Genomic DNA, 20,475 nt, shown 5'->3' with positions numbered 1-20,475 from the left:
AGCGAGGAGGAGCTGCACAAGTGGTTCAGCTCCAACTACAACGTGGAAGTGCACGCCTATGTGAAGAACGGCAAGTACTGCGTGGTGAACAACACCTACGAGCCGCAGCACACCACCGTCTACACCGGCGACGGCGCCAGCTTCGAGCTGGACATGGCGGCCAACGAGATCCGCTGGTACGAGATCTGAGCCCCGCCGCCAACGGGAAGAGGAGAAACAAATGGCACATCCTAACATCGTTATGATCCTGCTGGACGACCTGGGCTGGATGGACCTGTCCTGCCAGGGCAGCAAATTCTACGAGACGCCCAACATCGACCGGCTGTTCCAGCGGGGCATGTCTTTCGACAATGCCTACGCCGCCTGCCCCGTCTGCTCGCCCAGCCGGGCGAGCATCCTCTCGGGCAAATACCCGGCCCGGCTGCACCTTACCGACTGGATCGACCACGGGAACTACCACCCCTGCAAGGGCAAGCTGATCGACGCGCCCTACATCAAGGGGCTGCCGCTGACAGAGCACTCCCTGGCCGCCAGCCTGAAGGACGCCGGGTACCAGACCTGGCACCTGGGCAAGTGGCATCTGGGCAAAAACGAGACCTACCCGGAAAAGCACGGCTTTGACGTGAACATCGGCGGCTGCTTCTGGGGCCACCCCGCCCACGGCTATTTCAGCCCCTATCAGATGGAGACCCTCACCGACGGACCGGAGGGCGAGTACCTCACCCAGCGGCTGGGCAGCGAGGCGGTGCGCCTCATCCGCGAGCGGGACAAGACAAAGCCCTTCTTCCTGAATTTCTGGCACTACGCCGTCCACGCGCCCATGCAGGCGCCGGCGGACCTGGTGGCCTATTTTGAGGAAAAGAGCCGGAAGATGGGCCTGGACAAGCTGGACCCCTTCGAGGTGGGCGAGCACTTCCCCATCGAGGCCAAAAAGGACCAGCGGGTGGTGCGGCGCACCATCCAGTCCGACCCGGTGTACGCCGCCATGATCTATTCCATGGATCAGACGGTGGGCCAGCTGGTGGAGACCCTGCGCCAGGAGGGCCTGGAAGAGGACACCATCGTCATCTTCACCTCCGACAACGGCGGCCTTGCCACCGCCGAGGGCTCCCCCACCTGCAACTACCCTCTTTCGGAGGGCAAGGGCTGGATGTACGAGGGCGCCGTGCGGGAGCCGCTGGCCGTGGTGTGGCCCGGCCATATCCCGGCGGGGGCGGTGAGCCACGAGATCACCACCAGCCCGGACTTCTACCCCACCCTGCTGGAGCTGGCGGGCCTGCCGCTGCAGCCGCAGCAGCATGTGGACGGCGTGAGCCTTGCCGGGCTGCTGCTGGGCAAAGAGGACAGCCTGGACCGGGAGGCCGTTTACTGGCACTATCCCCACTACGGCAACCAGGGCGGCACGCCCGGCTCCTCCCTGCGCAGCGGCCGGTGGAAGTACATCGAGTTCTATGAGGACAACAGCCGCCATCTGTTCGACCTGGAGACCGACGTGGCCGAAAAGAAGGACGTGGCGGCCCGGCACCCGGACCTGGTGGAGCGCTTCCACGGCATGCTGGCCGACTGGCTGCGGGACTGCGACGCGGCGTTCCCGACGCCCAACCCGGATTTCAAATGAGCGGACGGTAAAAAAACTTCCTCCATAAAAACCGAACGCAGACATCTTTTGCAGAACGCCCCCGGCCGCCGGCCGGGGGCGTTCTGCCGTTGTTTGGCGGGCCGGTCCTGCTTTGGGGCGCGTCCGGGCTGCCGCGGCCGCCAAAGGTGTGGTATAATAGCGGCAAAACGGCTGTTATGGACTTTGCACGCAATGCCGCAGCGGCGGCATATAACAGGATGAGGGGGATGGACGCATGAAACACTCGGTCCGAAAAAAGCTGCTGGCGGCGGCGGGCGTCGCGGCGGCGGTGGCCGCGCTGTGCGCGGGGGCCTTTTTCTGGTATGTGTCGGACTATTACCGGGCGGAAGATGTGGCGCTGGAGGTGATGGCCCGGGGGACGGGTATCACGGTGGAGGGGGACTTCACCATCCTGTCGCCCTCGGTGCCCTCCGACACCGGCATCGTCTTTTATCCCGGCGCAAAGGTGGAGGCCGAGGCGTATCTGCCCCTGCTGGACCGCATCCGCCAGACCGGCGTTACCTGCGTGCTGGTGCACATGCCCTTCAACATGGCCATCTTTGACCCCGGCGCGGCCCAGGATGTGTTCCCCCTGTTCCCGCAGATAGAGCACTGGTATGTGGCGGGCCATTCCATGGGCGGGGCCATGGCCTCGGATTTTGCCTCAAAGCACCCGGAGGAGGTGGAGGGCCTGATCTTGCTGGGGGCCTACATCTACGGGGACTATCCCGACGAAAAGACCCTCACCGTCTACGGCTCGCTGAACCAGAGCGTGGAGGACCACATCAACTACACCGAGAACATCGTGGAGATCGAGGGCGGCAACCATGCCCAGTTCGGCAACTACGGCCCCCAGAAAGGGGACCTGCCCGCCGCCATCTCCGCGGAGGAACAACAGGCGCAGACCGTGGCGGTCATCGGGGAGTTCCTGGCCCGGGCGGGCTGAGGGGGCCGGTCTCCCGGCGGCGCGGCCCGTCAAAACAGACAAAAAGAGCGTCCCGATGCCTTTGGGCATCGGGACGCTCTTTTTCTTCCGTGTGGGGAAAGGCCCGGGACCGCAAGAAAAGAAAACCGCGCATTCTGTTTTTCGGGGAAAAGCGCCGTCAGCAGGCGGCCGTTTCACCCTCCAGCTTTTCCAGAAGGCGGCGGCGGGCGGCCAGCAGCGCCCCGCCGTCGGCGGTGTAGGCGGTGGAGGAGGCGCACACCTCTTTTGTCAGGGCCTTCACCGCCCCGGGGTCCGTCCGCTGCAGAAGGCGCAGCAGCTCGCAGTCCTCCGCGCCGCCCCGCTGGGCCTCAAAGCGCAGGCTGCGCCAGGGGCCGTCGGGGCCGGGGTAGACGATGTGGGCGTCCCCGGCGGGCAGCAGCGCGCCCTTGTGGGGGCAGCAGGCGCTGTGCCAGATGTCCGGGCCGATGTAGTAGTTGAAGCCCCAGTGGAGGTAGCCGCTGAACTTTTCCCGGGCGGCCAGCCACAGCAGCCCCCGGCTGACGGTGAGGGGCAGGTCCATGGAGCGGTTCACCGCCCGCCCCGCGGGGAAGGCGCAGGTGTAGAACCACATCTCCTCCCCCGCCGCCTGCAGACGGCGGAAGGCCTGTTCGTGCTTTTCCCAGGTGTCCAGCTTGGGCACCCAGACGTCCACCCCGCCGCCGAGATTCGTGGTCTCCACCGCGTCCAGGATGGGCACGCCGGGCAGAAACTTGCGGCACACCGCCGCCAGCATCCGGTAGCCCACGGCGTTGTGCACCTGGGGCTCGTCCGCCAGCGCCTGGGTCATCCGTTTGTGCCAGCCGTTTTTGTTTATCACCCGCGCCCACTGGGAAAAGTACATCCTCAGCTGAAAATATCCCTCCTCCCCGGAAAGGGGCAGCTCCTGGTCCCAGAAGGGGTAATACTCCGGGTCGGTCCACTCGTGCCAGTGGGCCACATGTCCGCCGCACAGCTTCGGCGCGCCCTCTTCCAGGGCGATGCGGCCCACCTCCTCCGCCAGGGAGAAATCGAACCCCACGAGCCGCCCGTCCTCCGTCAGCGGCCGGCCCGAGGGCAGCAGGATATGGGTGCAGCGCATGTCCAGCTGGGCCCGGATGTAGCGGCGCATCAGCCGCCGCCACTCCCGGCTGCCCTCGGCGGCCCCGTGCTGGGCGGCGATGTTCTCGTAGCAGAAGAAGTTGAGCATGCTGAAAACGCCCTCGCCGGCGGCGGGCACCCGGGCGGCGTACACCCGGCACTCCACCGGGCACACCGCCCGCTCCCCTTCCCGCTCTATCGTCAGCTCGCCGGAATAAAGCCCCGGCACCTGGCGGTGGGCCGGCTCCGCGCAGAGGTAGAAGGCCGGCCCCGGCACGGCTTCGCCGAAGGCGCAGGGAGCCATCGCGTCGTACACCTCAAAGGGCGCGGCGCGGGTCACATAGTCCCGGCAGGCGGCGTAGTCGGTGGTGGTCATCAGGGTGGGGGCGGTGTTCTCGTTCACCCCCACCGGCACAAGGCGGTAAAGGCTCACCGGCGGCCCGCCGGGGGTCTTCCAGTGGAAGGTGAGGCGGCACTCCCCGCCTTTGTCCACCAGCAGCTGAAAGGCGGCGTGGCCGCCACGGGGCGCGTCCAGCCTTGCCGCCTGCGGGCCGGCGAGGGGGCTGTCGGGATAAAGCCAGGTGCAGTCGTCGTATACGCAGAAGTCCATTACGTTCGTTCCTCCGTTTCTTCCGCGGCCGGGATGCGGATGGTCACCCGGGTGCCCCGGCCAAGTTCGCTCTCACAGGAAAGGCCGTACTCCGCCCCGTAGGCCAGATGCAGCCGCTCGTTGATGTTGCGCACCCCGTAGCCGCCCTTGGTGTTGGCGCTGGAGGCGCTGGCGGAAAAGTTGGCCAGACGGGTCTCCTCGTCCATGCCCACGCCGTCGTCCTCCACGGTGATGACCAGGTCCTGCCCCTGCCGGAAGGCGGCGATGCGCAGGCGGCCGGTCTTGTCCGGCTTTTCAAAGATGCCGTGGATGATGGCGTTCTCGATGATGGGCTGCAAGACGATTTTGATGATGGGGCACTGCTCCACCCCCGGCTCCACGTCCCATTCGGTGCGCACCCGGTCCTCAAAGCGCATGTTCTGTATCTCCACATAGAGCCGGGCGTGCTTGAGCTCGTCCGCCAGGGGGATGACCTCCTTGCCCCGGCTCAGGGACAGGCGGTAGAACCGGGCCAGGGCGTTCACCATGCGGCTTATCTCCGGCACATTGTGGGCGATGGCGGTGCAGTTGATGAGGTCCAGGGAGTTGTAGAGGAAGTGGGGGTTGATCTGGGCCTGCAGGGCCTTCAGTTCCAGGGCTTTGATCTGCTGGCCCTGTTCCAGCTTTTCGTCCATCAGGGTGTCGATGCGGCCCATCATGTTGCTGAAGCTGCCCATCAGCTGGCCGATCTCGTCCCGGCCCTGGGGCGCCACCCGGGCGGACACGTCCCCCAGCTCCACGGCGTGCATGGTGTCGTTGAGCAGATAGAGCCGCCGGGTGATGGACTGGCTGAGCCGGTAGGCCAGAAAGTAGGACGCCGCCGCCAGCAGCACCACCACCGCCAGCATCTCCATGCGCAGCTGACGGCTGGTGCGGAAGATGTCGTCCCGGGGCAGGGCGGCGGCCAGGGTCCAGCCGCAGTCCTCCAGCACCACCGACTGCACGCGGAAGGGCCCCTGGGTCGTGTCCGCCTCCACCCACCCGGCGGAGGAAGCCGGCAGCGAGCCGCTGAGCTGGGCCGCCCGCTCGGGGGAGGAGGCGCTGAGCACCTCGGCGCCGTTCAAAAGCAGCACCGTGCCGTTCTGGGTGATGGTGCTGCGGCTCACCGCCGCGTCCACCCGGCCGGCGGCGACGTCCACCCGCAGGATGGCCAGGGGCTGCTGCACGTGGCTGGGATCGTAGACGAGGCGCACAAGCGAGTACCAGTCCCGCTCGCCCTCCGGCTGGTCGGCAAAGTCGGCGGGGCCGAACCAGCCCACGGCGCTGCCGCTCTCAAAGGCGGAAAACCAGGCGCTGCTGCGCACCGAGTCCAGCGAGACGATGTCGGCGGAGTTGGTGTAGAGGTAGTCGTTGCTCACATACAGCCGCACCCGGTCCACCCCGGACATGGAGCGCAGGTAGGTGAAGGTGGTGGAGATGCGGTCCCGGTCCTCCAGGCGCTGGATGTAGCTGGTGCCGGCGGGGTCGCTGGCCGCCAGAGCGTAGAGGGAGGGGTCCATGGTGAGGATGTCCGCCACCTGGGTCAGCCGGCCCAGCAGGTCCTCCACGGCGGTGTGGGTGTCCTCAAAGGCCTTCTGGGCGGCGGAGTAGGTCTGCTCCTCGATGACGGTGTTGATGCGGTGGAAGGCATAGAGGGTGAAGGCCCCCAGCGGCAGCACCAGAAGCAGAAAAAAGATGCACAGCAGTTTGCCCCGCAGGCCCACGTCCAGCAGCAGGCTGCGCCCGAAGGCGCGCAGTTTATTCTTCATGGCAGCAAAGGTTCTCCCGGTAAAGGCGGGGCGGGATGCCCACTTCCTTGGTGAACAGTTTTACAAAGTATTTGCCGTCGGCGTAGCCCACCGCGTGAGCCACCTCATACAGCTTGCGGGAGGGGTCTGCCAGCAGGGCCTTGGCCCGCTCCATCCGCAGTTCGGTGAGCTTCTGGTTCACGGTGCGCCCGCTGTTCTTTTTGTAGGCGCTGCAAAGATAGGTATGTACGAACCCCAGGTCCGAGGCCATGGCCTGCACGGTGAAGTCGCTGTCCGCCAGATGGGCGGCCAGATACCCGTCCACCCGGGTCACCAGGTCCTGGGCGTTGCTCTCCACCGCCTGGAAATAGGTCTGCATCCCGTCGGTGAGCGCCTGCCACAGCTGCCGCAGGGTGGGCTGCTTGGCGGCGGTGTAGAGCAAATAGTCCCCCTGGGCGGTGACGGCGGTGATGTTGCGGCTCTCCGCCGCCGAGAGCAGGGCGAACACGATCTGGCAGTAGATGTTGCGCACCACCTCCGGCCGGGTGCCCTCGCAGCGGCGGATGTCCCGGTAGATGCTGCCCGCCAGGTCCATGGCCTCGGCCTTGCGCTTGTGGCGGATGAGGTTGCCCAGCGCCGCGAACTGCGCCTTGTCATAGACGTACACCTCGCCGTTGCCGGGGGTGGAGAGGTCGCCGTCCTCCCCGCGGTAGAACACGAGCGCCGGGTCCGGCCGGCGGCTTTTTTTCAGCTCGGCGATGACCTGGCGCAGCACCTCGGCCACCTCCTCCAGGTCGATGGGCTTTTCCACATAGCTGGCGGCCCGCAGCTTGATGGCCCCTTTGAGGTATTCCTTGTCGGTGTAGCCGCTGAGGAAGATGAACTGGCACTCGGGATACATCTCCCGCACCGCGCCCGCCAGTTCCAGGCCGTTCATCCGGGGCATCTTCACGTCGCTGATGATGATGTCCGGCCGGTGCTGCCGCGCCAGCTCCAGCGCTTCGGCCCCGTCCGAGGCCGCGTCCACCCGCTCCACGCCCAGCTCTTCCCAGGGCAGACGGTCCCGCAGAATTTCCCGGGGCATCTTTTCGTCGTCCGCCACAAGCACCGAAAACCGCACGGCGCTCCCCTCGCTTTCTTCGCTTTTTGTTGATTCCTACTATAATATAGACTGAATTTTATGACGCTTCAATGGATTTTCATGCAAAAGATGAAATTTTTTTGAAATACCATAATTTTTCCCTCTTATCATAATCGGCTCCCGTTGTTTTGCCCCGGCGGCTCTGTTACGATGGTAGTGGACAAAAAACAACGCACAAAGGAGGCCGGTCAGATGAAACACGGCAAACATCCCTTCCTCCGGGACCTGAAAGAGAACCGGGTCAAGTGGCTCATGCTGCTGCCGGCGGCCATCGTGGTCATCCTGATGTGCTACATCCCCATGGGCGGCATCGTGCTGGCCTTCAAGGAGTACAACTACCACGACGGCATCTTCGGCAGCCCGTGGGTGGCCTTCAAGAACTTCGAGTACTTCTTCCAGTCGGGCAAGGCGTGGAGCGTCACCCGCAACACCATCCTCTACAACCTGGCGTTCCTCTGCGTCAACACCTTTTTGCAGATCACCTGCGCCATCCTTCTCTCGGAGCTGGCGGGCAAGTGGTTCAAGCGGATCACCCAGTCGGTGATGTTCTTCCCCTACTTCATCTCCTGGGTCGTGGTGGGGGCCTTCATCTACAACATGTTCAACTACGAGTTCGGCGCGGTGAACACCCTGCTGCGCTCGCTGGGCCTGGACCCGGTGGACATCTACTCCAACAAGGTGGTGTGGCCCTTCATCCTCATTGCGGTGAGCGCCTTCAAGAACGTGGGCTACGGCACGGTGATGTATCTGGCCAGCATCATGAACATCGACGGCCAGCTCTACGAAGCCGCCGACCTGGACGGCGCCAACATGTGGCAGAAGATACGCCACATCACCCTGCCGGGCATCCGGCCCACGGTGGTCATCCTGTTCCTGCTGGCCATCGGCACCATCATGAAGGGCGACTTCCAGATGTTCTGGCAGGTCACCGGCAACAACCCCATGGTGCTGGAGGTCACCGACGTCATCGACACCTACGTCACCCGCTCGCTGCTGCAACTGCAGGAGTTCGGCATGACCAGCGCCGCGGGCCTGTATCAGTCCACCTTCTCCTTCCTCTTGGTGCTTTTGGCCAACAAGCTGGTGAAAAAGGTGGAGCCTGACTACGCACTGTTCTGAAAGGAGGCGGTCTCATGGCAAGCAAGACCAAAACCGGCAAAAAGCCCGTGGGGCGGGACCGCGTTGCCTTTGACGTGCTCTCGGTGGCCGTGCTGACGGTGCTCTCTCTCTTCTGCCTGCTGCCCTTCTGGCTGGTGATCAGCGGCTCCTTCTCCGACCAGGCCTCCATCCTCACCCACGGCTACCGGCTCATCCCCGAGACCTTCTCGCTGGAGGCCTACCAGACCCTGTTCAAAATCCCGGGCGACTTGCTGCGGGCCTACGGCGTGACCATCTTCGTCACCGTCACCGGCACCTTCCTGGGTCTTTTGTTCACCAGCATGGCGGCCTATGTGCTGGCCAGCAGCACCTTCCGCTACCGCTATCAGATGTCCTTCTTCTTCTACTTCACCTCCATCTTCGGCGGCGGCCTTGTGCCCTGGTACATCTTCAACACCAAGTACCTGCACTTCCACAACAGCATCATCGCCCTCATCCTGCCCATCCTCATCAACGTGACCTACCTGCTCATCCTGAAAAGCTACATGGCGGGCATCCCGGAGGCGCTGTATGAATCCGCCCGGCTGGACGGCGCGGGCGACTTCACCATCTACCTGCGGGTGGCCATGCCGCTTTGCAAAGCCGGCCTTGCAACGGTGGGCCTGTTCATCGCCCTGAACTACTGGAACGACTGGTACGACGCGATGCTGTTTTTGGACGAAGGGCGCAGCGACCTGTATCCTTTGCAGTACTACCTGAACAACATCCTCACCAAGGCCCAGGCCATCGCCCAGGCGGCCGCCCGCAGCGGCCTGCCCATGAGCGAGGTGCCCAGCGAGCCCATGAAGCTGGCCATGACGGTGGTGGCCACCGGCCCCATCATCCTGCTCTACCCCTTCCTGCAAAAGTATTTCGTCAAGGGCGTCACCATCGGCGCCGTGAAAGGCTGACGGTAGCAAGCCGTGCGCAGTTGGCACACGGCAGTGTATAATTCACTTATAAGGAGGAAAAACCATGAAAAAATCAGCGAAACTGCTGGCCCTCGTTCTGGCCCTGGCGCTGGTGCTGACCGCGTTCGCAGGCTGCGGCGGCACGGGCACTTCCGGCTCCGCGGCGACCCCCGCCAGCACGTCCGGCTCCGAGCCCGCCGCCGGCCCGGACATCTCCGAGGAAGTCACCCTCACCATGTACCTTATCGGCGACCGCCCGGTGGACAACGATCTGGTGTTCGAGAAGATCAACGAGCGCCTGAAGGAAGAGATCAACGCCACCATCGACGTGAAGTTCATGAGCTGGAGCGAGTATGAACAGAAATACCCGCTGATCTTCGCCTCCGGCGAGGACTGGGACATCATCTTCACCGCCGACTGGTGCTTCTACAACGCCCAGGCCACCAAGCAGGGCTTCTGGGAGATCACCCCCGAAGCGCTCCAGACCTACGCCCCCATGACCGCCGAGAGCATGTATCCCGAAGCCTGGGAGCAGGCCAAGGTGGACGGCAAGGTCTACATGCTGCCCATGAACTATCAGGAGCTCACCGCCTACGTCTGGATGGCCCGCGGCGACCTGATGGACAAATACGGCATCGAATCTCTGGACACCTTTGACGGCGCCGAAGAGTACATGCAGGCCATCGTGGACAACGAGCCTTCCATGATCCCCCTGGACGTGGGCTCCGACTATGACCGTCAGTTCGTGTTCGACCTCTTCTGGAACGTGGAGTCCAACGCCAAGGGCGACGCCCGCTACGCCGTGCTCCCTCCCACCAACCTCCTCAACTGCGTGAGCTCGAACGACCCCGAAGCCAACGTGATGACCACGCTGGACACCGACATCTTCATGACCACCCTGAACAAGGTGAAGGATTGGCGCGACCGCGGCTTCTGGAGCCGCAACGCGGTGGTCAACACCCAGAACAACACCGAGAGCTTCCAGGCCGGCAAGTCCGCTCTGGCCGTGATGAACATCAACACCGCCAAGAGCCTCTACGCCACCCTGCAGGCCGAGCATCCCGAGTGGGATGTGCGCGTGTTTGACGCCATGAACGGCGCCCCCGCCACCATCCAGTCCTACCTTGCCAACGGCATGAGCATCTTCTCCAAGTCCAAGAACCCCGAGCGCGCTCTGATGGCTCTGGACTACCTGCGCAACGACGAGATCTGCCACAACCTGTTCTGCTACGGCATCGAAGGCGTGCACTGGGAGGCCGTTGGCGAGCATGGCCTGAAGTCCCTGCCCGACAGCACCAACTACGCCTACGACAGCAACTGCAACTGGGGCGTGCGCAACGACAAATACTGGCGCACCGTTGAGGGCGGCATCCCCAACGCCGAGGAGCTGACCGAGAACTGGAAGGCCACCGCCCGCAGCGGCCGCTACCTGACCTTCGTGTTCGACGACTCCGCCGTGAAGAACGAGGTCGCCGCCGTGAGCGAGATCTACAACTCCGACTACAAGCTGCTGCAGCTTGGCTTCACCGACGACCCGGAGGGCGATGTGGCGAAGCTGAAGACCAAACTGGAAGCCGCCGGCATCACCGCGCTGCAGGAGGCCTTCCACACCCAGGCCCTCACCTTCCTGGAGAACAACCCTGTGGAATAAACCTGACCCTGAAGCGGGGGAGGCGGGCGTGTCCCGCCTCCCCTGTTTTGGCATCGATGGGAGTTTTTCTATGACGAGCTATGAATTTTTCCTCACCGACAGCCTGGAAAAGGTGCTGCCGGACCGGAGGCCGGAAGCCGCCGACCCCGGCGCGCCCCGGCTGCTGAAAAACCAGCGCTGGGCCTTCCAGCTGGCCTACACCTGCCAGAACGATGACTTCGGCGAGACCTCCACGCTGTTTTCTTTGCGGTGCACGGGCTCCGCCAAGGCGGCTCTGGACCTTTTCCGGGTGGAGCTGGTGCCCTGTGACTATCCCTGCCACGGCACCTGGGACGAGGACTACCTCACCACCCGGCCCGGCCTGCTGCCGGACCTGCTGCGCCCGGCGGGCTGGGAGGAATCCTTCAAGGCGGTGCCCGCCCAGTGGCGCAGCCTGTGGTTCTCGCTGGACGCGGCGCGCCTTGCCCCCGGCCCGGCGGACCTGCGGCTGGAGGTGCTGGGCCCGGAGGGCGAGAAGCTGGCGGAGTTTGCCTTCGGGGTGGAGGTGCTGGACACGGCCCTGCCGCCCCAGACCCTGCTGCAGACCCAGTGGTTCCACGCCGACTGCCTGGCGGACTACTACCATGTGCCGGTGTTCAGCGAGGAGCACTGGCGCATCCTGGACAATTTCATGGCCAGCGCCGCCGACCACGGCATCAACATGCTGCTCACCCCGGTGTTCACCCCGCCGCTGGACACTGCCAAAGGCGGCGAGCGCACCACCGTGCAGCTGGTGGACGTGGCCCTTGAGGATGGCCGGTGGAGCTTCGGCTTTGACAAGCTGCGCCGCTGGGTACAGATGGCCCGCCGCCACGGCATCACCGAGATCGAGGTGGCCCACCTGTTCACCCAGTGGGGGGCGGAGTTTGCTCCCAAGGTGATGGTGCAGACTCCCCAGGGGCTGGAAAAGCGCTTCGGCTGGCACACCCCGGCGGTGGGCGGGGAGTACACCGAATTCCTCCACGCCTTCCTGCCCGCGCTGAAGGCGGAGCTGGACGGCCTTGTGGGGCTGGACCACGTGTGGTTCCACATTTCGGACGAGCCCCACGACCACGAAAAGGAGACCTACGCCGCCGCCAAGGCCACAGTGGCCGACCTGCTGGAGGGCTGCCACGTCATCGACGCCCTCAGCAGCTATGACATCTACCGGGAGGGTATTGTGGAAAAGCCGGTGGTCTGCAACGACCACATCCAGACCTTCGTGGACCACGGCGTGCAGCACCTGTGGACCTATTACTGCACGGTGCAGGCGCTGGCGGTGCCCAACCGCTTCATGGCCATGCCCAGCACCCGCTGCCGCATTATGGGCGCGCTGCTCTATCAGTACGATTTGGAGGGCTTTCTGCACTGGGGCTTCAACTTCTACAACGTCCAGCGCTCGGTGCGCCCCATCGACCCCTTCCGGGTGACCGACGCGGGCGAAGCCTTCCCCTCGGGGGACGCGTTCCTGGTCTACCCCGCCCCCGACGGCGCCGCCTGGGGCTCGCTGCAGGGCGAGGCCCACAAGGCCGCCCTGCAGGACCTGCGGCTGCTGCGCCTGTGCGAGAGCCGCATCGGCCGGCCGGCCACGCTGGACCTTTTGAAAGAGGTAGGCGGCGAGATGACCTTCACTGAATATCCCCGGACCAAAGCCTTCTTCGCCCGGCTGTGGCAGGCCGTGGAGGAACGGCTGGGGCTGTGAAACAAAACAAAGGCGCCGCGGCCCTTTTGGGGCCGCGGCGCCTGTCGCTTTTGCCGCACGTTGTCAGATGAAGGGGTTGAAGAAGCGGTCGCCGTCCCAGAAGGTGATGACGAGGCTGGCGGCCAGCAGGGCCACGCCCAGCGCCAGCACCAGCCAGTCGTTCCTGGTGAAGGGCCGCTGCACGTACCAGGTGCGCTTTTTCTTCTTGCCGAAGCCCCGCAGCTCCATGGCGTTGCTGATGGTGTCGATGCGGGCCAGGCTGGAGAGGATGAGGGGCAAGAGGATGTTCACCGAGTTTTTCAGCCGGGCGCTCAGCTTTTCCTTGCTGCCCAGTTCCACGCCGCGGGCCTGCTGGGCCTGGCTGATGCTGTGGTAGTCCCGCTGGATGTCGGGGATGTAGCGCAGGGCGATGGCCACCGAGTAGCCCACCCGGTAGGAAACGCCGATGGAGTTGAGGCTGGCGGCGAACTCGCTGGGGTCGGTGGCGGAGATGAACAGGATCGCCACCGGCAGGGCCACGAAGTACTTCAGCGAGATGTTCAAAGTGTAGAACAGCTGCTCCCAGGTGATGGTGTAGCGCCAGAACAGGGTGACGATGACGTGGCGGGTGCCATAGATCTCCACGCCCTGCTCGGGGCTGAACAGATAGATGAACACGTTGTTCAAAATCAGGAACACCAGCATGAACACCAGCATGAAGCGCACTTCCCGCAGCTTGATGCGGCTGGCCTTGAAGGCGGCGAAGCTCACCACCATCAGGCCGATGAGCACCCGGGTGTCGTAGGTGATCATGCTGGCGAAGGTGAACAGCAGGAAAAACGCCAGCTTGGTGGTGCCGGTGAGCGAGTGCACAAAGCTCTTGCGCGGCAGATAGTTCAGAACGGTGTTAGCAGCCATGCTCGCGCACCTCCCGGTCAAAGTCGATGAACCGCTGGACGAAGGCCTCCGGCGGCGCGATGCCGCACCGGTTCGCCAGGGTGAACAGGCTGGTCTCCTTCAGCGCCGCCCGCTCGATGAGCGCCGGGTCGCACAGCACCCCGGCGGCGGAGCGGTCCGCGATGAGCCGCCCGTCGCTGAACACCAGCGCCCGGGGGGTGTATTCCAGCATCAGGTGCATGTCGTGGGTGATCATCAGCACCGTCACCCCCTGCCGGTTCAGCCCCCGCAGGAACTCCATAATTTCGGTGTAGTGGCGGAAGTCCTGCCCGGCGGTGGGCTCGTCCAGAATGATGACGTCCGGGCCCAGGGCCAGCACGCTGGCGATGGTCACCCGCTTTTTCTGGCCGAAGCTCAAGGCGCTCACCGGCCAGTTGCGGAAGGGGTAGAGCCCGCAGATCTTCAGCGTGTCCTCCACCTTCGCCCGCACCTCGTCGGGGGCAAGGCCGCTCTGCACAAGGCCCAGGGCCACCTCGTCGAAGATCATGGTCTTGGAGATCATCTGGTTCGGGTTCTGCATCACATAGCCGATGCGGCCCGCCCGCTGGCGGATGGTGTCGCCGGTGATGTCCCGCCCGTCCAGCAGAATGGAGCCGGAGCCGGGGGCCTCAAACCCGCAGATGAGTTTGGAAAGGGTGGATTTGCCCGCGCCGTTGCGGCCCACGATGCTCACCATCTCCCCTTTTCGCACGGCGAAGGAGATGTTTTGCAGGGTGGTGCGGTCCTTGGTGTAGCCAAAGCGCAGGTCCTTCACCTCCAGCAGCACCGGCTGCTCGGGAGCGGGGGCGGCGGCGGGGGCCGCGTGGTACCAGGCGCGCACCGCGTCCTTGTCGGCCTCGGTGAGCTCCAGCGTGTCGGGGTGGGCGGGCTTTTTCTCCGGCGTGAGGGTCACGCCGGCGTATTTCAGCGCGGTGAGGTAGAGGGGTTCCCGGATGCCCGCCTCGGTGAGCAGCGGCGAGCAGAGCAGCTCGTCGGGGCGCAGGTCGGCGGCGATGCGGCCCTCGTCCATCAGCACGATGCGGTCCACGCTGCGCCAGAGCACGTCCTCCAGCCGGTGCTCGATGATGAGCACGGTGGTGTCGGTCTCCTTCTGGATGCGGTCGATGAGCTCGATGGTCTGCTTGCCCGCCGCCGGGTCAAGGTTTGCCAGCGGCTCGTCGAACAGCAGAATTTTCACCGCGTCCACCATCACGCCCGCAAGGCTCACCCGCTGCTTCTGCCCGCCGGAGAGCTCGTGGGGCGCAAAGCCCAGGTGATGGTCCACGTCCACCAGTTTGGCGGCGCGGGCCACGGCGGCGTGCATCTCCTTCTGGGGCACGCAGTCGTTTTCCAGCGCGAAGGCGATGTCCTCGGCCACCGTCAGGCCGATGAACTGGCCGTCCGGGTCCTGCAGCACCGTGCCCACCGATTTGGACAGCGCAAAGATGCTCTCCTTCTTCGCCTGCTTGCCGTCCACCATCAAGGTGCCGGTGGATTCGCCGGGGTAGCTGAAAGGAATGAGCCCGTTGATGCAGCTGGCCAGGGTGGATTTGCCCGAGCCGGAGGGCCCGGCGATCAAAATCTTTTCGCCGGGATAGATGTCCAGGTCGATGTTGTAGAGGGTGGGCCGGGCCTGGGCGCGGTATTGGAAGGTGAAATCCCGGAAGGAAATGATGGGGTCCATAGACAGCGCTCCTCGCAGTTCAAAAATCAAAGGAAACGGGGGCAGGGCACTGCCCTGCCCCCGATGCAAAACGCACCGAAACGGCTTGCCGCACAAGCGTTCCGACGGGCGAAGTGCCGGAGAAAGGAGCTTACTCCTTGTCCAGCGAGCCCTTCTTGGCGATGGTCTTGCAGAAAGCAGCCACCAGCAGGCCGCCCACGATCACGGCGGTCAGGCTGTTGACGATGGCGGCAAAGGCGCCCTGGGTGAACACCTTGTCGGCGGGCTCGGCGTAGATGAGGATATCCAGGCCGGGGGCCACCAGCAGCCAGGCGACGGCGTTGGCCACCACGTTGATCACGGCGAACAGAACGAACTTGCCCTTGCCGAAGTCGCCTTCGCTGAGGGCCAGCTTCTTGGCCACCAGGCCCACGATCACGCCCACCAGGGTGGAGGCGATGACCCAGCTCCACCAGGGGCTGCCGCCCCAGGACAGGTCGATCAGGGTGTGGCCGATGAAGCCGATGAGGCCGCCGGCCACAGGGCCGTACATGGCGGCCAGCATGCCCAGAATGGCGTACTGCAGGCTGATGTTGGTGTTGGGCACACCGCTGGGGATGGCCACGAAACGGCCCAGCACAAAGAACAGGGCGGCGCCGATGCCCACCGCGACCACGGTCTTGATGGAAGAATTTTTCATGTTGCACACTCCTCACATTATAAAAACAAAACTATCCGCCGGCGGAAGGGCCTGTCCCTTCCGCGGAGAATCAAACGGGATGCACCGCCTTATTCGTAGACGATGCGGGGCGCTTTGCGCAGGGCGATGCGCCATTTGATGCCGGTGCCGATGTTGTAGGCCTTGGAGAAGCTGCCCTGGTTGATGGCAACGGCCACACAGTCCAGGCTGTTGACGTAGAGCAGCGGCTCGCCCACGTTCACGTCGGCAAAGCTCTTGGCATAGACCATGATGTTCTTGTAGAGGGTGCGGGTGTCGTTGGCGATGGACACCTCCACCCGGCCGCCGTGCTTTACGCCCAGCTTTGCGAACATTTCCCGGGGGATGTTGGTCCACAGCGAGCCGAAGCGCACGTCCAGCACGTCGATGGTGCCGGTGATGACGTCCTCCTCGCACTTTGCCTCGATGACCGGCAGCTCGATGACGCTGCCCACCGGAACCTGGGGGCCCACCTGCTCGAAGGTGATGACGCCCGAAGCCAGCCGCGCGCCGGTGTAGGCATAGATGTCACGGCCGTGGAAGGTGTAGCTCTCGCCGGAGTTGGGCAGCCGGTTCACGCTCTCGTCGATGATGCGGGCCTCTTCGATGCCGCACATCCGCTTGATGTGGGTGAGGGTGCCGTTGTCCGGCGTGATGATGTAGTGGCCCTCGGCGGTCTTCACCGCGATGCTGCGCCGGGTGGAGCCCACGCCCGGGTCCACCACGCTCACGAAAACGCTGTTTTTCGGCCAGTAGCTCACCGTCTGGATGAGGCGGTAGCTGGCCTCCCAGATGTCGTACTGGGGGATGTCGTGGGTCAGGTCAAACACCCGCAGCTCGGGGCACACGCCCTGGGCCACCCCGTACATGGCGCACACCGCGCCGTCGGCATAGCCGAAGTCAGATTGAAGGATCAGCGGTTCCATGCTCTCAACACGTCCTTTTGCACGCAAAAATTACACTTAAGTATACGCTTTTCCCTCCGGGCTTGTCAAGACTGCCGGGGCGGGAAAAAGCGCGCCCCGCCGCGCTTTTTCGGCCTTTGGGGCGCGGCGCTCACCCCTGCTGTTTGCGCACGATCTTTCCGTCCCGCACTTCCACCTCGCCCAGTGTGTCCAGCACATTGGCGCGCCAGTCCAGCTCCTCTTTGTCCTGAAAACCGAGGAAGAACACCGTCTCCACCGCCTCCCGGTCAAAAAAGTACATGCCCGCCGGGCCGGTGATGCCCTCGGGATACAGGCAGGCGGAATAGTCGCAGACCTTGTCGCTGCCCGCCCGGGTCTGGATGCGCCCGCAGATCATCAGCCGCTTTTCGCCGCCTTTGAGCAGCACCACCGAGCCGATGGGCAGAAGATTTTTGTACATCACAAGCGCCCCCTTTTCTTTCATTATACAGGCCCCGGAAAGGGGGCGCAAGGCGGCGGCCCTTGCACTTTGGCGTGTTTTTTTGTAAGATGGAGCCAGAACTTTCTTGAGGGAGGAGAAACGGGAAATGAACGACGAAACAATGCTGGAACAGGAGCAGCAGGCCTTCCTGCTGGACACCCTGAAAAAACTCCTCGGGCAGGACAGCCCCAGCGGCTTCACCCACAAGGCGACGGCCCTGGCCAAGGATATTGCGGAAGGGCTGGGCTTCGAGGCCTGGCTGACCAATAAGGGCAACCTGGTGGTGAAGGTGCCCGGCCGGGAGGCCGGCCGCACGGTGGGCCTGTGCGCCCATGTGGACACCCTGGGCCTGATGGTGCGCTCCGTCACCGCCGACGGCATGCTGATGGTGACGAAGGTGGGCGGCCCGCTGATGCCCACCCTGGACGGCGAATACTGCCGCATCTACACCCGGGACGGCAGGGTCTACACCGGCACGGTGCTCAGCCTCTCCCCCGCGGTCCACGTGCAGGACGACGCCGCCACCCGCCCCCGGGACGAAAAGAACATGGCGGTGCGCATCGACGAGAAGGTGCGCAGCAAGGCGGATGTGGAGGCCCTGGGCATCGCCGCCGGCGACTATGTCTGCTATGACCCCAAGACCGTGGTGACCGAAAGCGGCTTTGTGAAGTCCCGCTTCCTGGACGACAAGGCAAGCTCCGCCTGCCTTTTGACCCTTTTGTGGCGGATGCACGCCACCGGGATGCGCCCCCGGTTCGACAGCTACTTCACCCTCACCGTCCATGAAGAAGTGGGCCACGGCGGGGCTACCCTGCCGGTGGTGGACGAGCTGCTGGCGGTGGACATGGGCTGCATCGGCGAGGACCTCTCCTGCACCGAGTATCAGGTGTCCATCTGCGCCAAGGACTCCGGCGGCCCCTACGACTACGGCATGGTCAGCCGTCTGGTGCAGCTGGCGAAGGAGAACGGCGTGGACTACGCGGTGGACATCTACCCCCACTACGGCTCCGACGTGGGCGCGGCCTGGCGCACCGGCATGGACGCCCGGGGCGCGCTCATCGGCCCGGGCGTGCACGCCTCCCACGGCATGGAGCGCACCCATCTGGACGGCCTGAACGCCACCCTCAAGCTGGCCGGGCTCTATCTGGAACTGGCATAAACAAAAAACGAAGGGACCGCCCCGGCAGCATGCCGGGGCGGTCCCTCTTTTGGGGGAAGAAAAAAGCGTTTTTGCGGCCCTCAGGCCAGGGCCGCGCCCAGGGCGCGGCAGGCGGCGAGGGCGTCCCCGTCCGGGGCCTCGCAGCAGATGACCGAGGGGGCGGCCAGGGCGATGCCGGCGGCGGCGCAGCGCTCTTCCCAGCTGCGCATCCACTCCCCGTCGCCCCAGCCGTAGGAGCCGAACAGCCCCACCCTGCGCCCGGCAAGCCCCGCCTCGCAGGCGGCGAACATGGGCTCGAACTCGCTCTCCTCCAGCTGTTCCGCTCCCATGGAGGGGCAGCCGAAGGCAAAGGCGTCATAGTTTGCAAGGGCGGCAGGGTCAAAGGCGGCCGCCGGGATCAGTTCGGCCCCGGGGCCCGCGCCTTCCGCCACCGCGGCGGCCATGGCCTCGGTGTTGCCGGTGCCGCTCCAAAAAACAACTGCGATCTTATTCATGTTGAAACCTCTCTTTCGTCGTCAGCCGGCCACGGCCAGCTTTTCCAGCGGACAGCCCTGCGCCAGCCGGGCCTCCAAAATGCGGGTGCAGCGCCGCCAGGCCTCAAAGGTGCGCAGGGCGGCGGCCTCGTTGCCGTAGACCTTCCAGCAGCCCGCGCACTTGTGGCGACAGGCCCCGTTGCAGATGAAGCCCCGCACGTCCCGGGGCGGATAGCTCAGAAACAGCCCGATCTCGTGGGGGAACGCCTCCCCCGCCCGCAGCTTTCGGGCCAGCCGCGCAAGGCAGCGGCAGGCGGCTTCCGCGCCGTAGCCCCGCTCTCTTAGCAGGGCGCGGGCCTCGCCGCCCGCCAGCTCCCGCTCCAGCGCCCGGGGCCGGTAAAGATAGATCAGCGCCCGCCCCTTCTCCGTTTGCAGGGGCAGCACCCGCAGCCCTTTGGGGGCCAGCGCCCGGTTCAGCCTCCGCAGTTCGCCGGTCAGCTGCCCTGCGTCCCGGCAGGGGCAGGAGAACAGGCTCCCGGCCTTCAGCCCCGCCAGCGTGGGGGCGCAGTGGTGCACGATCAGTTGGTCGGACATGGCGGCTCCTTTCTGATTTGGCGGTTAGTTATGACTAACCAAGATGGAAAACAAATGCCGCGGGGCCCGCGGGCCGGGCGGCGTGGCCGAAGGGAAGAGGCGGGGCAGGCGCGCGTTTGGGCCGCGCGCCCGCCCCGCAGCCCGCCCGGCCGGGAAAGGAAAAAGAGCGAGGGGCCGTTCGTCTTTTTCGGGCCGGGCGGGGCCCTTCGGAGAGAAAATGCCCATCGGCTCCGCCGTGTTTGCCGCCGGCGGGCCGGGCGTGGATGATTCGGTTCGTTCAGCGCTCCTCCTGCGCCGCGCTGCCGTGGCAGCCCTGGCAGCCGGAACAGCCGCCGGAGCAGCCGCCGGAGTCGGGGCAGCCGATGCACTTTTTGCCGCTCTTTTTCGCCTTGTAGACATAGAAGGCGGCGGCCAGGACGATGGCGGCGATGATGCCGCCGGCGATGAGGTTGGCCATCATGCGGCGCTCACCCCCTTGAGGGAGTACTCCTTGGCCAGCGAGCGGTCGCTCCGCAGGCACAGCCAGGTGAGGATGGCGGCAAAGACGGCCACGGCGGCAAGGCCGGGCACCGCGCCCGCGCCGAAGGAGCCGGTGGTGATGAGGGTGCCGAACTGGTAGACCAGCACGCCCACCGAGTAGCCGGTGCCCAGCTGCAGGCCGATGCCGGCCCACAGCCACTTGGCGCTCTTCATCTCGCTGTTCATCGCGCCGATGGCCGCAAAGCAGGGCGGGGTGTACAGGTTGAACATCAGATAGGCCAGGGCCGCCACCTTGGTGATGGCGATGATGCCCGCCACCTGGGCGCCGGAGCCCTCCAGCATGGCCAGTTCGTCGGTGTCAATGAGGTTCTCAAGACCCACAAAGCAGACAGCCAGAGTACCCACCACGTTTTCCTTGGCGATGAAGCCGGTGACAGCGGCGGCGGCCAGCTGCCAGCTGAGGACGCCAAC

At 64.9% G+C, this 20,475-nt stretch carries 19 protein-coding genes and 1 pseudogene; 8 read left to right on the top strand and 12 right to left on the bottom strand.

What is annotated here, in order from left to right:
• From ACMI1Q_RS10635 to ACMI1Q_RS10625, 3 genes are all read left to right on the top strand, one after another.
• Window positions 1-189 (top strand): 1,3-beta-galactosyl-N-acetylhexosamine phosphorylase C-terminal domain-containing protein (locus ACMI1Q_RS10635; RefSeq protein ID WP_419503740.1); only part of this gene is annotated, 189 nt, incomplete at its 5' end.
• A gap of 31 nt (window positions 190-220) precedes the next feature.
• A complete protein-coding gene (locus tag ACMI1Q_RS10630; RefSeq protein WP_419503739.1) occupies window positions 221-1,618 on the top strand; it encodes a sulfatase in 1,398 nt (465 codons plus the stop codon).
• Between the two features lie 235 nt (window positions 1,619-1,853).
• On the top strand, window positions 1,854-2,564 hold the full coding sequence (locus tag ACMI1Q_RS10625) for an alpha/beta fold hydrolase (RefSeq protein ID WP_419503738.1): 711 nt from the start codon (window positions 1,854-1,856) through the stop codon (window positions 2,562-2,564).
• A gap of 157 nt (window positions 2,565-2,721) precedes the next feature.
• On the opposite strand, the gene ACMI1Q_RS10620 is transcribed toward ACMI1Q_RS10625, so the two are convergent.
• Genes ACMI1Q_RS10620 through ACMI1Q_RS10610 form a run of 3 tightly spaced genes read right to left on the bottom strand, consistent with a single transcriptional unit; the run spans window position 2,722 to window position 7,176 of the window.
• Window positions 2,722-4,290 (bottom strand): DUF4091 domain-containing protein, encoded by a 1,569-nt coding sequence (locus ACMI1Q_RS10620; RefSeq protein ID WP_419503737.1) that lies wholly within the window; start codon window positions 4,288-4,290, stop codon window positions 2,722-2,724.
• Window positions 4,290-6,077, bottom strand: coding sequence for a cache domain-containing sensor histidine kinase (locus ACMI1Q_RS10615; RefSeq protein WP_419503736.1), 1,788 nt, complete (start codon window positions 6,075-6,077; stop codon window positions 4,290-4,292). The genes ACMI1Q_RS10620 and ACMI1Q_RS10615 overlap by 1 nt, the downstream gene beginning before the upstream one ends.
• Window positions 6,067-7,176 (bottom strand): response regulator transcription factor, encoded by a 1,110-nt coding sequence (locus ACMI1Q_RS10610; protein WP_419503735.1) that lies wholly within the window; start codon window positions 7,174-7,176, stop codon window positions 6,067-6,069. The genes ACMI1Q_RS10615 and ACMI1Q_RS10610 overlap by 11 nt, the downstream gene beginning before the upstream one ends.
• A gap of 213 nt (window positions 7,177-7,389) precedes the next feature.
• On the opposite strand from ACMI1Q_RS10610, the gene ACMI1Q_RS10605 reads away from it, so the two are divergent.
• The 4 genes from ACMI1Q_RS10605 to ACMI1Q_RS10590 all read left to right on the top strand — a co-directional run bounded on the left by ACMI1Q_RS10605 (window position 7,390) and on the right by ACMI1Q_RS10590 (window position 12,616).
• Entirely contained in the window at window positions 7,390-8,316 is a 927-nt protein-coding gene (locus ACMI1Q_RS10605; protein ID WP_417024962.1) for an ABC transporter permease, read from the top strand.
• 14 nt (window positions 8,317-8,330) lie between these two features.
• Window positions 8,331-9,245, top strand: coding sequence for a carbohydrate ABC transporter permease (locus ACMI1Q_RS10600; RefSeq protein WP_419503734.1), 915 nt, complete (start codon window positions 8,331-8,333; stop codon window positions 9,243-9,245).
• A gap of 64 nt (window positions 9,246-9,309) precedes the next feature.
• On the top strand, window positions 9,310-10,896 hold the full coding sequence (locus tag ACMI1Q_RS10595; RefSeq protein ID WP_419503733.1) for an ABC transporter substrate-binding protein: 1,587 nt from the start codon (window positions 9,310-9,312) through the stop codon (window positions 10,894-10,896).
• Window positions 10,897-10,966: 70 nt separating this feature from the next.
• Window positions 10,967-12,616, top strand: a complete 1,650-nt coding sequence (locus ACMI1Q_RS10590) for a DUF4091 domain-containing protein (protein WP_419503732.1) — start codon at window positions 10,967-10,969, stop codon at window positions 12,614-12,616.
• A 63-nt stretch (window positions 12,617-12,679) separates the two neighbouring features.
• On the opposite strand, the gene ACMI1Q_RS10585 is transcribed toward ACMI1Q_RS10590, so the two are convergent.
• The 5 genes from ACMI1Q_RS10585 to ACMI1Q_RS10565 all read right to left on the bottom strand — a co-directional run bounded on the left by ACMI1Q_RS10585 (window position 12,680) and on the right by ACMI1Q_RS10565 (window position 17,277).
• Window positions 12,680-13,513 (bottom strand): energy-coupling factor transporter transmembrane component T family protein, encoded by an 834-nt coding sequence (locus tag ACMI1Q_RS10585; RefSeq protein WP_330058919.1) that lies wholly within the window; start codon window positions 13,511-13,513, stop codon window positions 12,680-12,682.
• Window positions 13,503-15,215: an ABC transporter ATP-binding protein gene (locus ACMI1Q_RS10580; RefSeq protein WP_419503731.1), complete on the bottom strand. Its 1,713-nt coding sequence runs from the start codon at window positions 15,213-15,215 to the stop codon at window positions 13,503-13,505. Before ACMI1Q_RS10580 ends, ACMI1Q_RS10585 begins: the two co-directional genes overlap by 11 nt.
• A gap of 130 nt (window positions 15,216-15,345) precedes the next feature.
• Entirely contained in the window at window positions 15,346-15,894 is a 549-nt protein-coding gene (locus ACMI1Q_RS10575) for an ECF-type riboflavin transporter substrate-binding protein (RefSeq protein WP_330058921.1), read from the bottom strand.
• Window positions 15,895-15,983: 89 nt separating this feature from the next.
• Window positions 15,984-16,838 (bottom strand): SAM hydrolase/SAM-dependent halogenase family protein, encoded by an 855-nt coding sequence (locus ACMI1Q_RS10570; protein ID WP_419503730.1) that lies wholly within the window; start codon window positions 16,836-16,838, stop codon window positions 15,984-15,986.
• Between the two features lie 130 nt (window positions 16,839-16,968).
• Window positions 16,969-17,277: a DUF4176 domain-containing protein gene (locus tag ACMI1Q_RS10565; RefSeq protein ID WP_419503729.1), complete on the bottom strand. Its 309-nt coding sequence runs from the start codon at window positions 17,275-17,277 to the stop codon at window positions 16,969-16,971.
• Window positions 17,278-17,404: 127 nt separating this feature from the next.
• Here ACMI1Q_RS10565 and ACMI1Q_RS10560 point away from each other — a divergent pair, with 127 nt between their 5' ends.
• Window positions 17,405-18,457, top strand: a complete 1,053-nt coding sequence (locus ACMI1Q_RS10560; protein ID WP_419503728.1) for a M42 family metallopeptidase — start codon at window positions 17,405-17,407, stop codon at window positions 18,455-18,457.
• Between the two features lie 80 nt (window positions 18,458-18,537).
• Here the strand turns inward: ACMI1Q_RS10560 and ACMI1Q_RS10555 are convergent, their stop codons facing one another.
• The 4 genes and pseudogenes from ACMI1Q_RS10555 to ACMI1Q_RS10540 form a co-directional block, all read right to left on the bottom strand.
• Window positions 18,538-18,951, bottom strand: coding sequence for a flavodoxin domain-containing protein (locus ACMI1Q_RS10555; RefSeq protein ID WP_177522408.1), 414 nt, complete (start codon window positions 18,949-18,951; stop codon window positions 18,538-18,540).
• Window positions 18,952-18,972: 21 nt separating this feature from the next.
• On the bottom strand, window positions 18,973-19,524 hold the full coding sequence (locus ACMI1Q_RS10550) for a DUF3793 family protein (RefSeq protein ID WP_419503727.1): 552 nt from the start codon (window positions 19,522-19,524) through the stop codon (window positions 18,973-18,975).
• 277 nt (window positions 19,525-19,801) lie between these two features.
• The gene (locus ACMI1Q_RS10545) at window positions 19,802-19,984 is read right to left on the bottom strand and encodes a FeoB-associated Cys-rich membrane protein (RefSeq protein WP_394963927.1); all 183 of its coding nucleotides are present in this window, start codon (window positions 19,982-19,984) and stop codon (window positions 19,802-19,804) included.
• A pseudogene (locus ACMI1Q_RS10540) lies at window positions 19,981-20,475 on the bottom strand (ferrous iron transporter B); the annotation flags it as partial. The gene ACMI1Q_RS10545 and the pseudogene ACMI1Q_RS10540, both read right to left, overlap by 4 nt.

Origin of the sequence: Candidatus Allofournierella excrementavium (genome assembly GCF_048526665.1) — a bacterium.
GTDB lineage: Bacteria > Bacillota > Clostridia > Oscillospirales > Ruminococcaceae > Allofournierella_A > Allofournierella_A excrementavium.
Note: the sequence above shows the minus strand (reverse complement) of the source record. Positions and strands in the feature narration are given on the sequence as shown.

Bases quoted from the DNA above. Each gene is read 5' to 3' on its own strand.
- ACMI1Q_RS10625 (WP_419503738.1), top strand. From the start codon at position 1,854: ATGAAACACTCGGTCCGAAAAAAGCTGCTGGCGGCGGCGGGCGTCGCG.
- ACMI1Q_RS10545 (WP_394963927.1), bottom strand. From the start codon at position 19,984: ATGATGGCCAACCTCATCGCCGGCGGCATCATCGCCGCCATCGTCCTG.
- ACMI1Q_RS10590 (WP_419503732.1), top strand. From the start codon at position 10,967: ATGACGAGCTATGAATTTTTCCTCACCGACAGCCTGGAAAAGGTGCTG.
- ACMI1Q_RS10565 (WP_419503729.1), bottom strand. From the start codon at position 17,277: ATGTACAAAAATCTTCTGCCCATCGGCTCGGTGGTGCTGCTCAAAGGC.
- ACMI1Q_RS10615 (WP_419503736.1), bottom strand. From the start codon at position 6,077: ATGAAGAATAAACTGCGCGCCTTCGGGCGCAGCCTGCTGCTGGACGTG.
- ACMI1Q_RS10585 (WP_330058919.1), bottom strand. From the start codon at position 13,513: ATGGCTGCTAACACCGTTCTGAACTATCTGCCGCGCAAGAGCTTTGTG.
- ACMI1Q_RS10630 (WP_419503739.1), top strand. From the start codon at position 221: ATGGCACATCCTAACATCGTTATGATCCTGCTGGACGACCTGGGCTGG.
- ACMI1Q_RS10600 (WP_419503734.1), top strand. From the start codon at position 8,331: ATGGCAAGCAAGACCAAAACCGGCAAAAAGCCCGTGGGGCGGGACCGC.
- ACMI1Q_RS10580 (WP_419503731.1), bottom strand. From the start codon at position 15,215: ATGGACCCCATCATTTCCTTCCGGGATTTCACCTTCCAATACCGCGCC.
- ACMI1Q_RS10620 (WP_419503737.1), bottom strand. From the start codon at position 4,290: ATGGACTTCTGCGTATACGACGACTGCACCTGGCTTTATCCCGACAGC.
- ACMI1Q_RS10595 (WP_419503733.1), top strand. From the start codon at position 9,310: ATGAAAAAATCAGCGAAACTGCTGGCCCTCGTTCTGGCCCTGGCGCTG.
- ACMI1Q_RS10575 (WP_330058921.1), bottom strand. From the start codon at position 15,894: ATGAAAAATTCTTCCATCAAGACCGTGGTCGCGGTGGGCATCGGCGCC.
- ACMI1Q_RS10550 (WP_419503727.1), bottom strand. From the start codon at position 19,524: ATGTCCGACCAACTGATCGTGCACCACTGCGCCCCCACGCTGGCGGGG.
- ACMI1Q_RS10560 (WP_419503728.1), top strand. From the start codon at position 17,405: ATGAACGACGAAACAATGCTGGAACAGGAGCAGCAGGCCTTCCTGCTG.
- ACMI1Q_RS10570 (WP_419503730.1), bottom strand. From the start codon at position 16,838: ATGGAACCGCTGATCCTTCAATCTGACTTCGGCTATGCCGACGGCGCG.
- ACMI1Q_RS10605 (WP_417024962.1), top strand. From the start codon at position 7,390: ATGAAACACGGCAAACATCCCTTCCTCCGGGACCTGAAAGAGAACCGG.
- ACMI1Q_RS10555 (WP_177522408.1), bottom strand. From the start codon at position 18,951: ATGAATAAGATCGCAGTTGTTTTTTGGAGCGGCACCGGCAACACCGAG.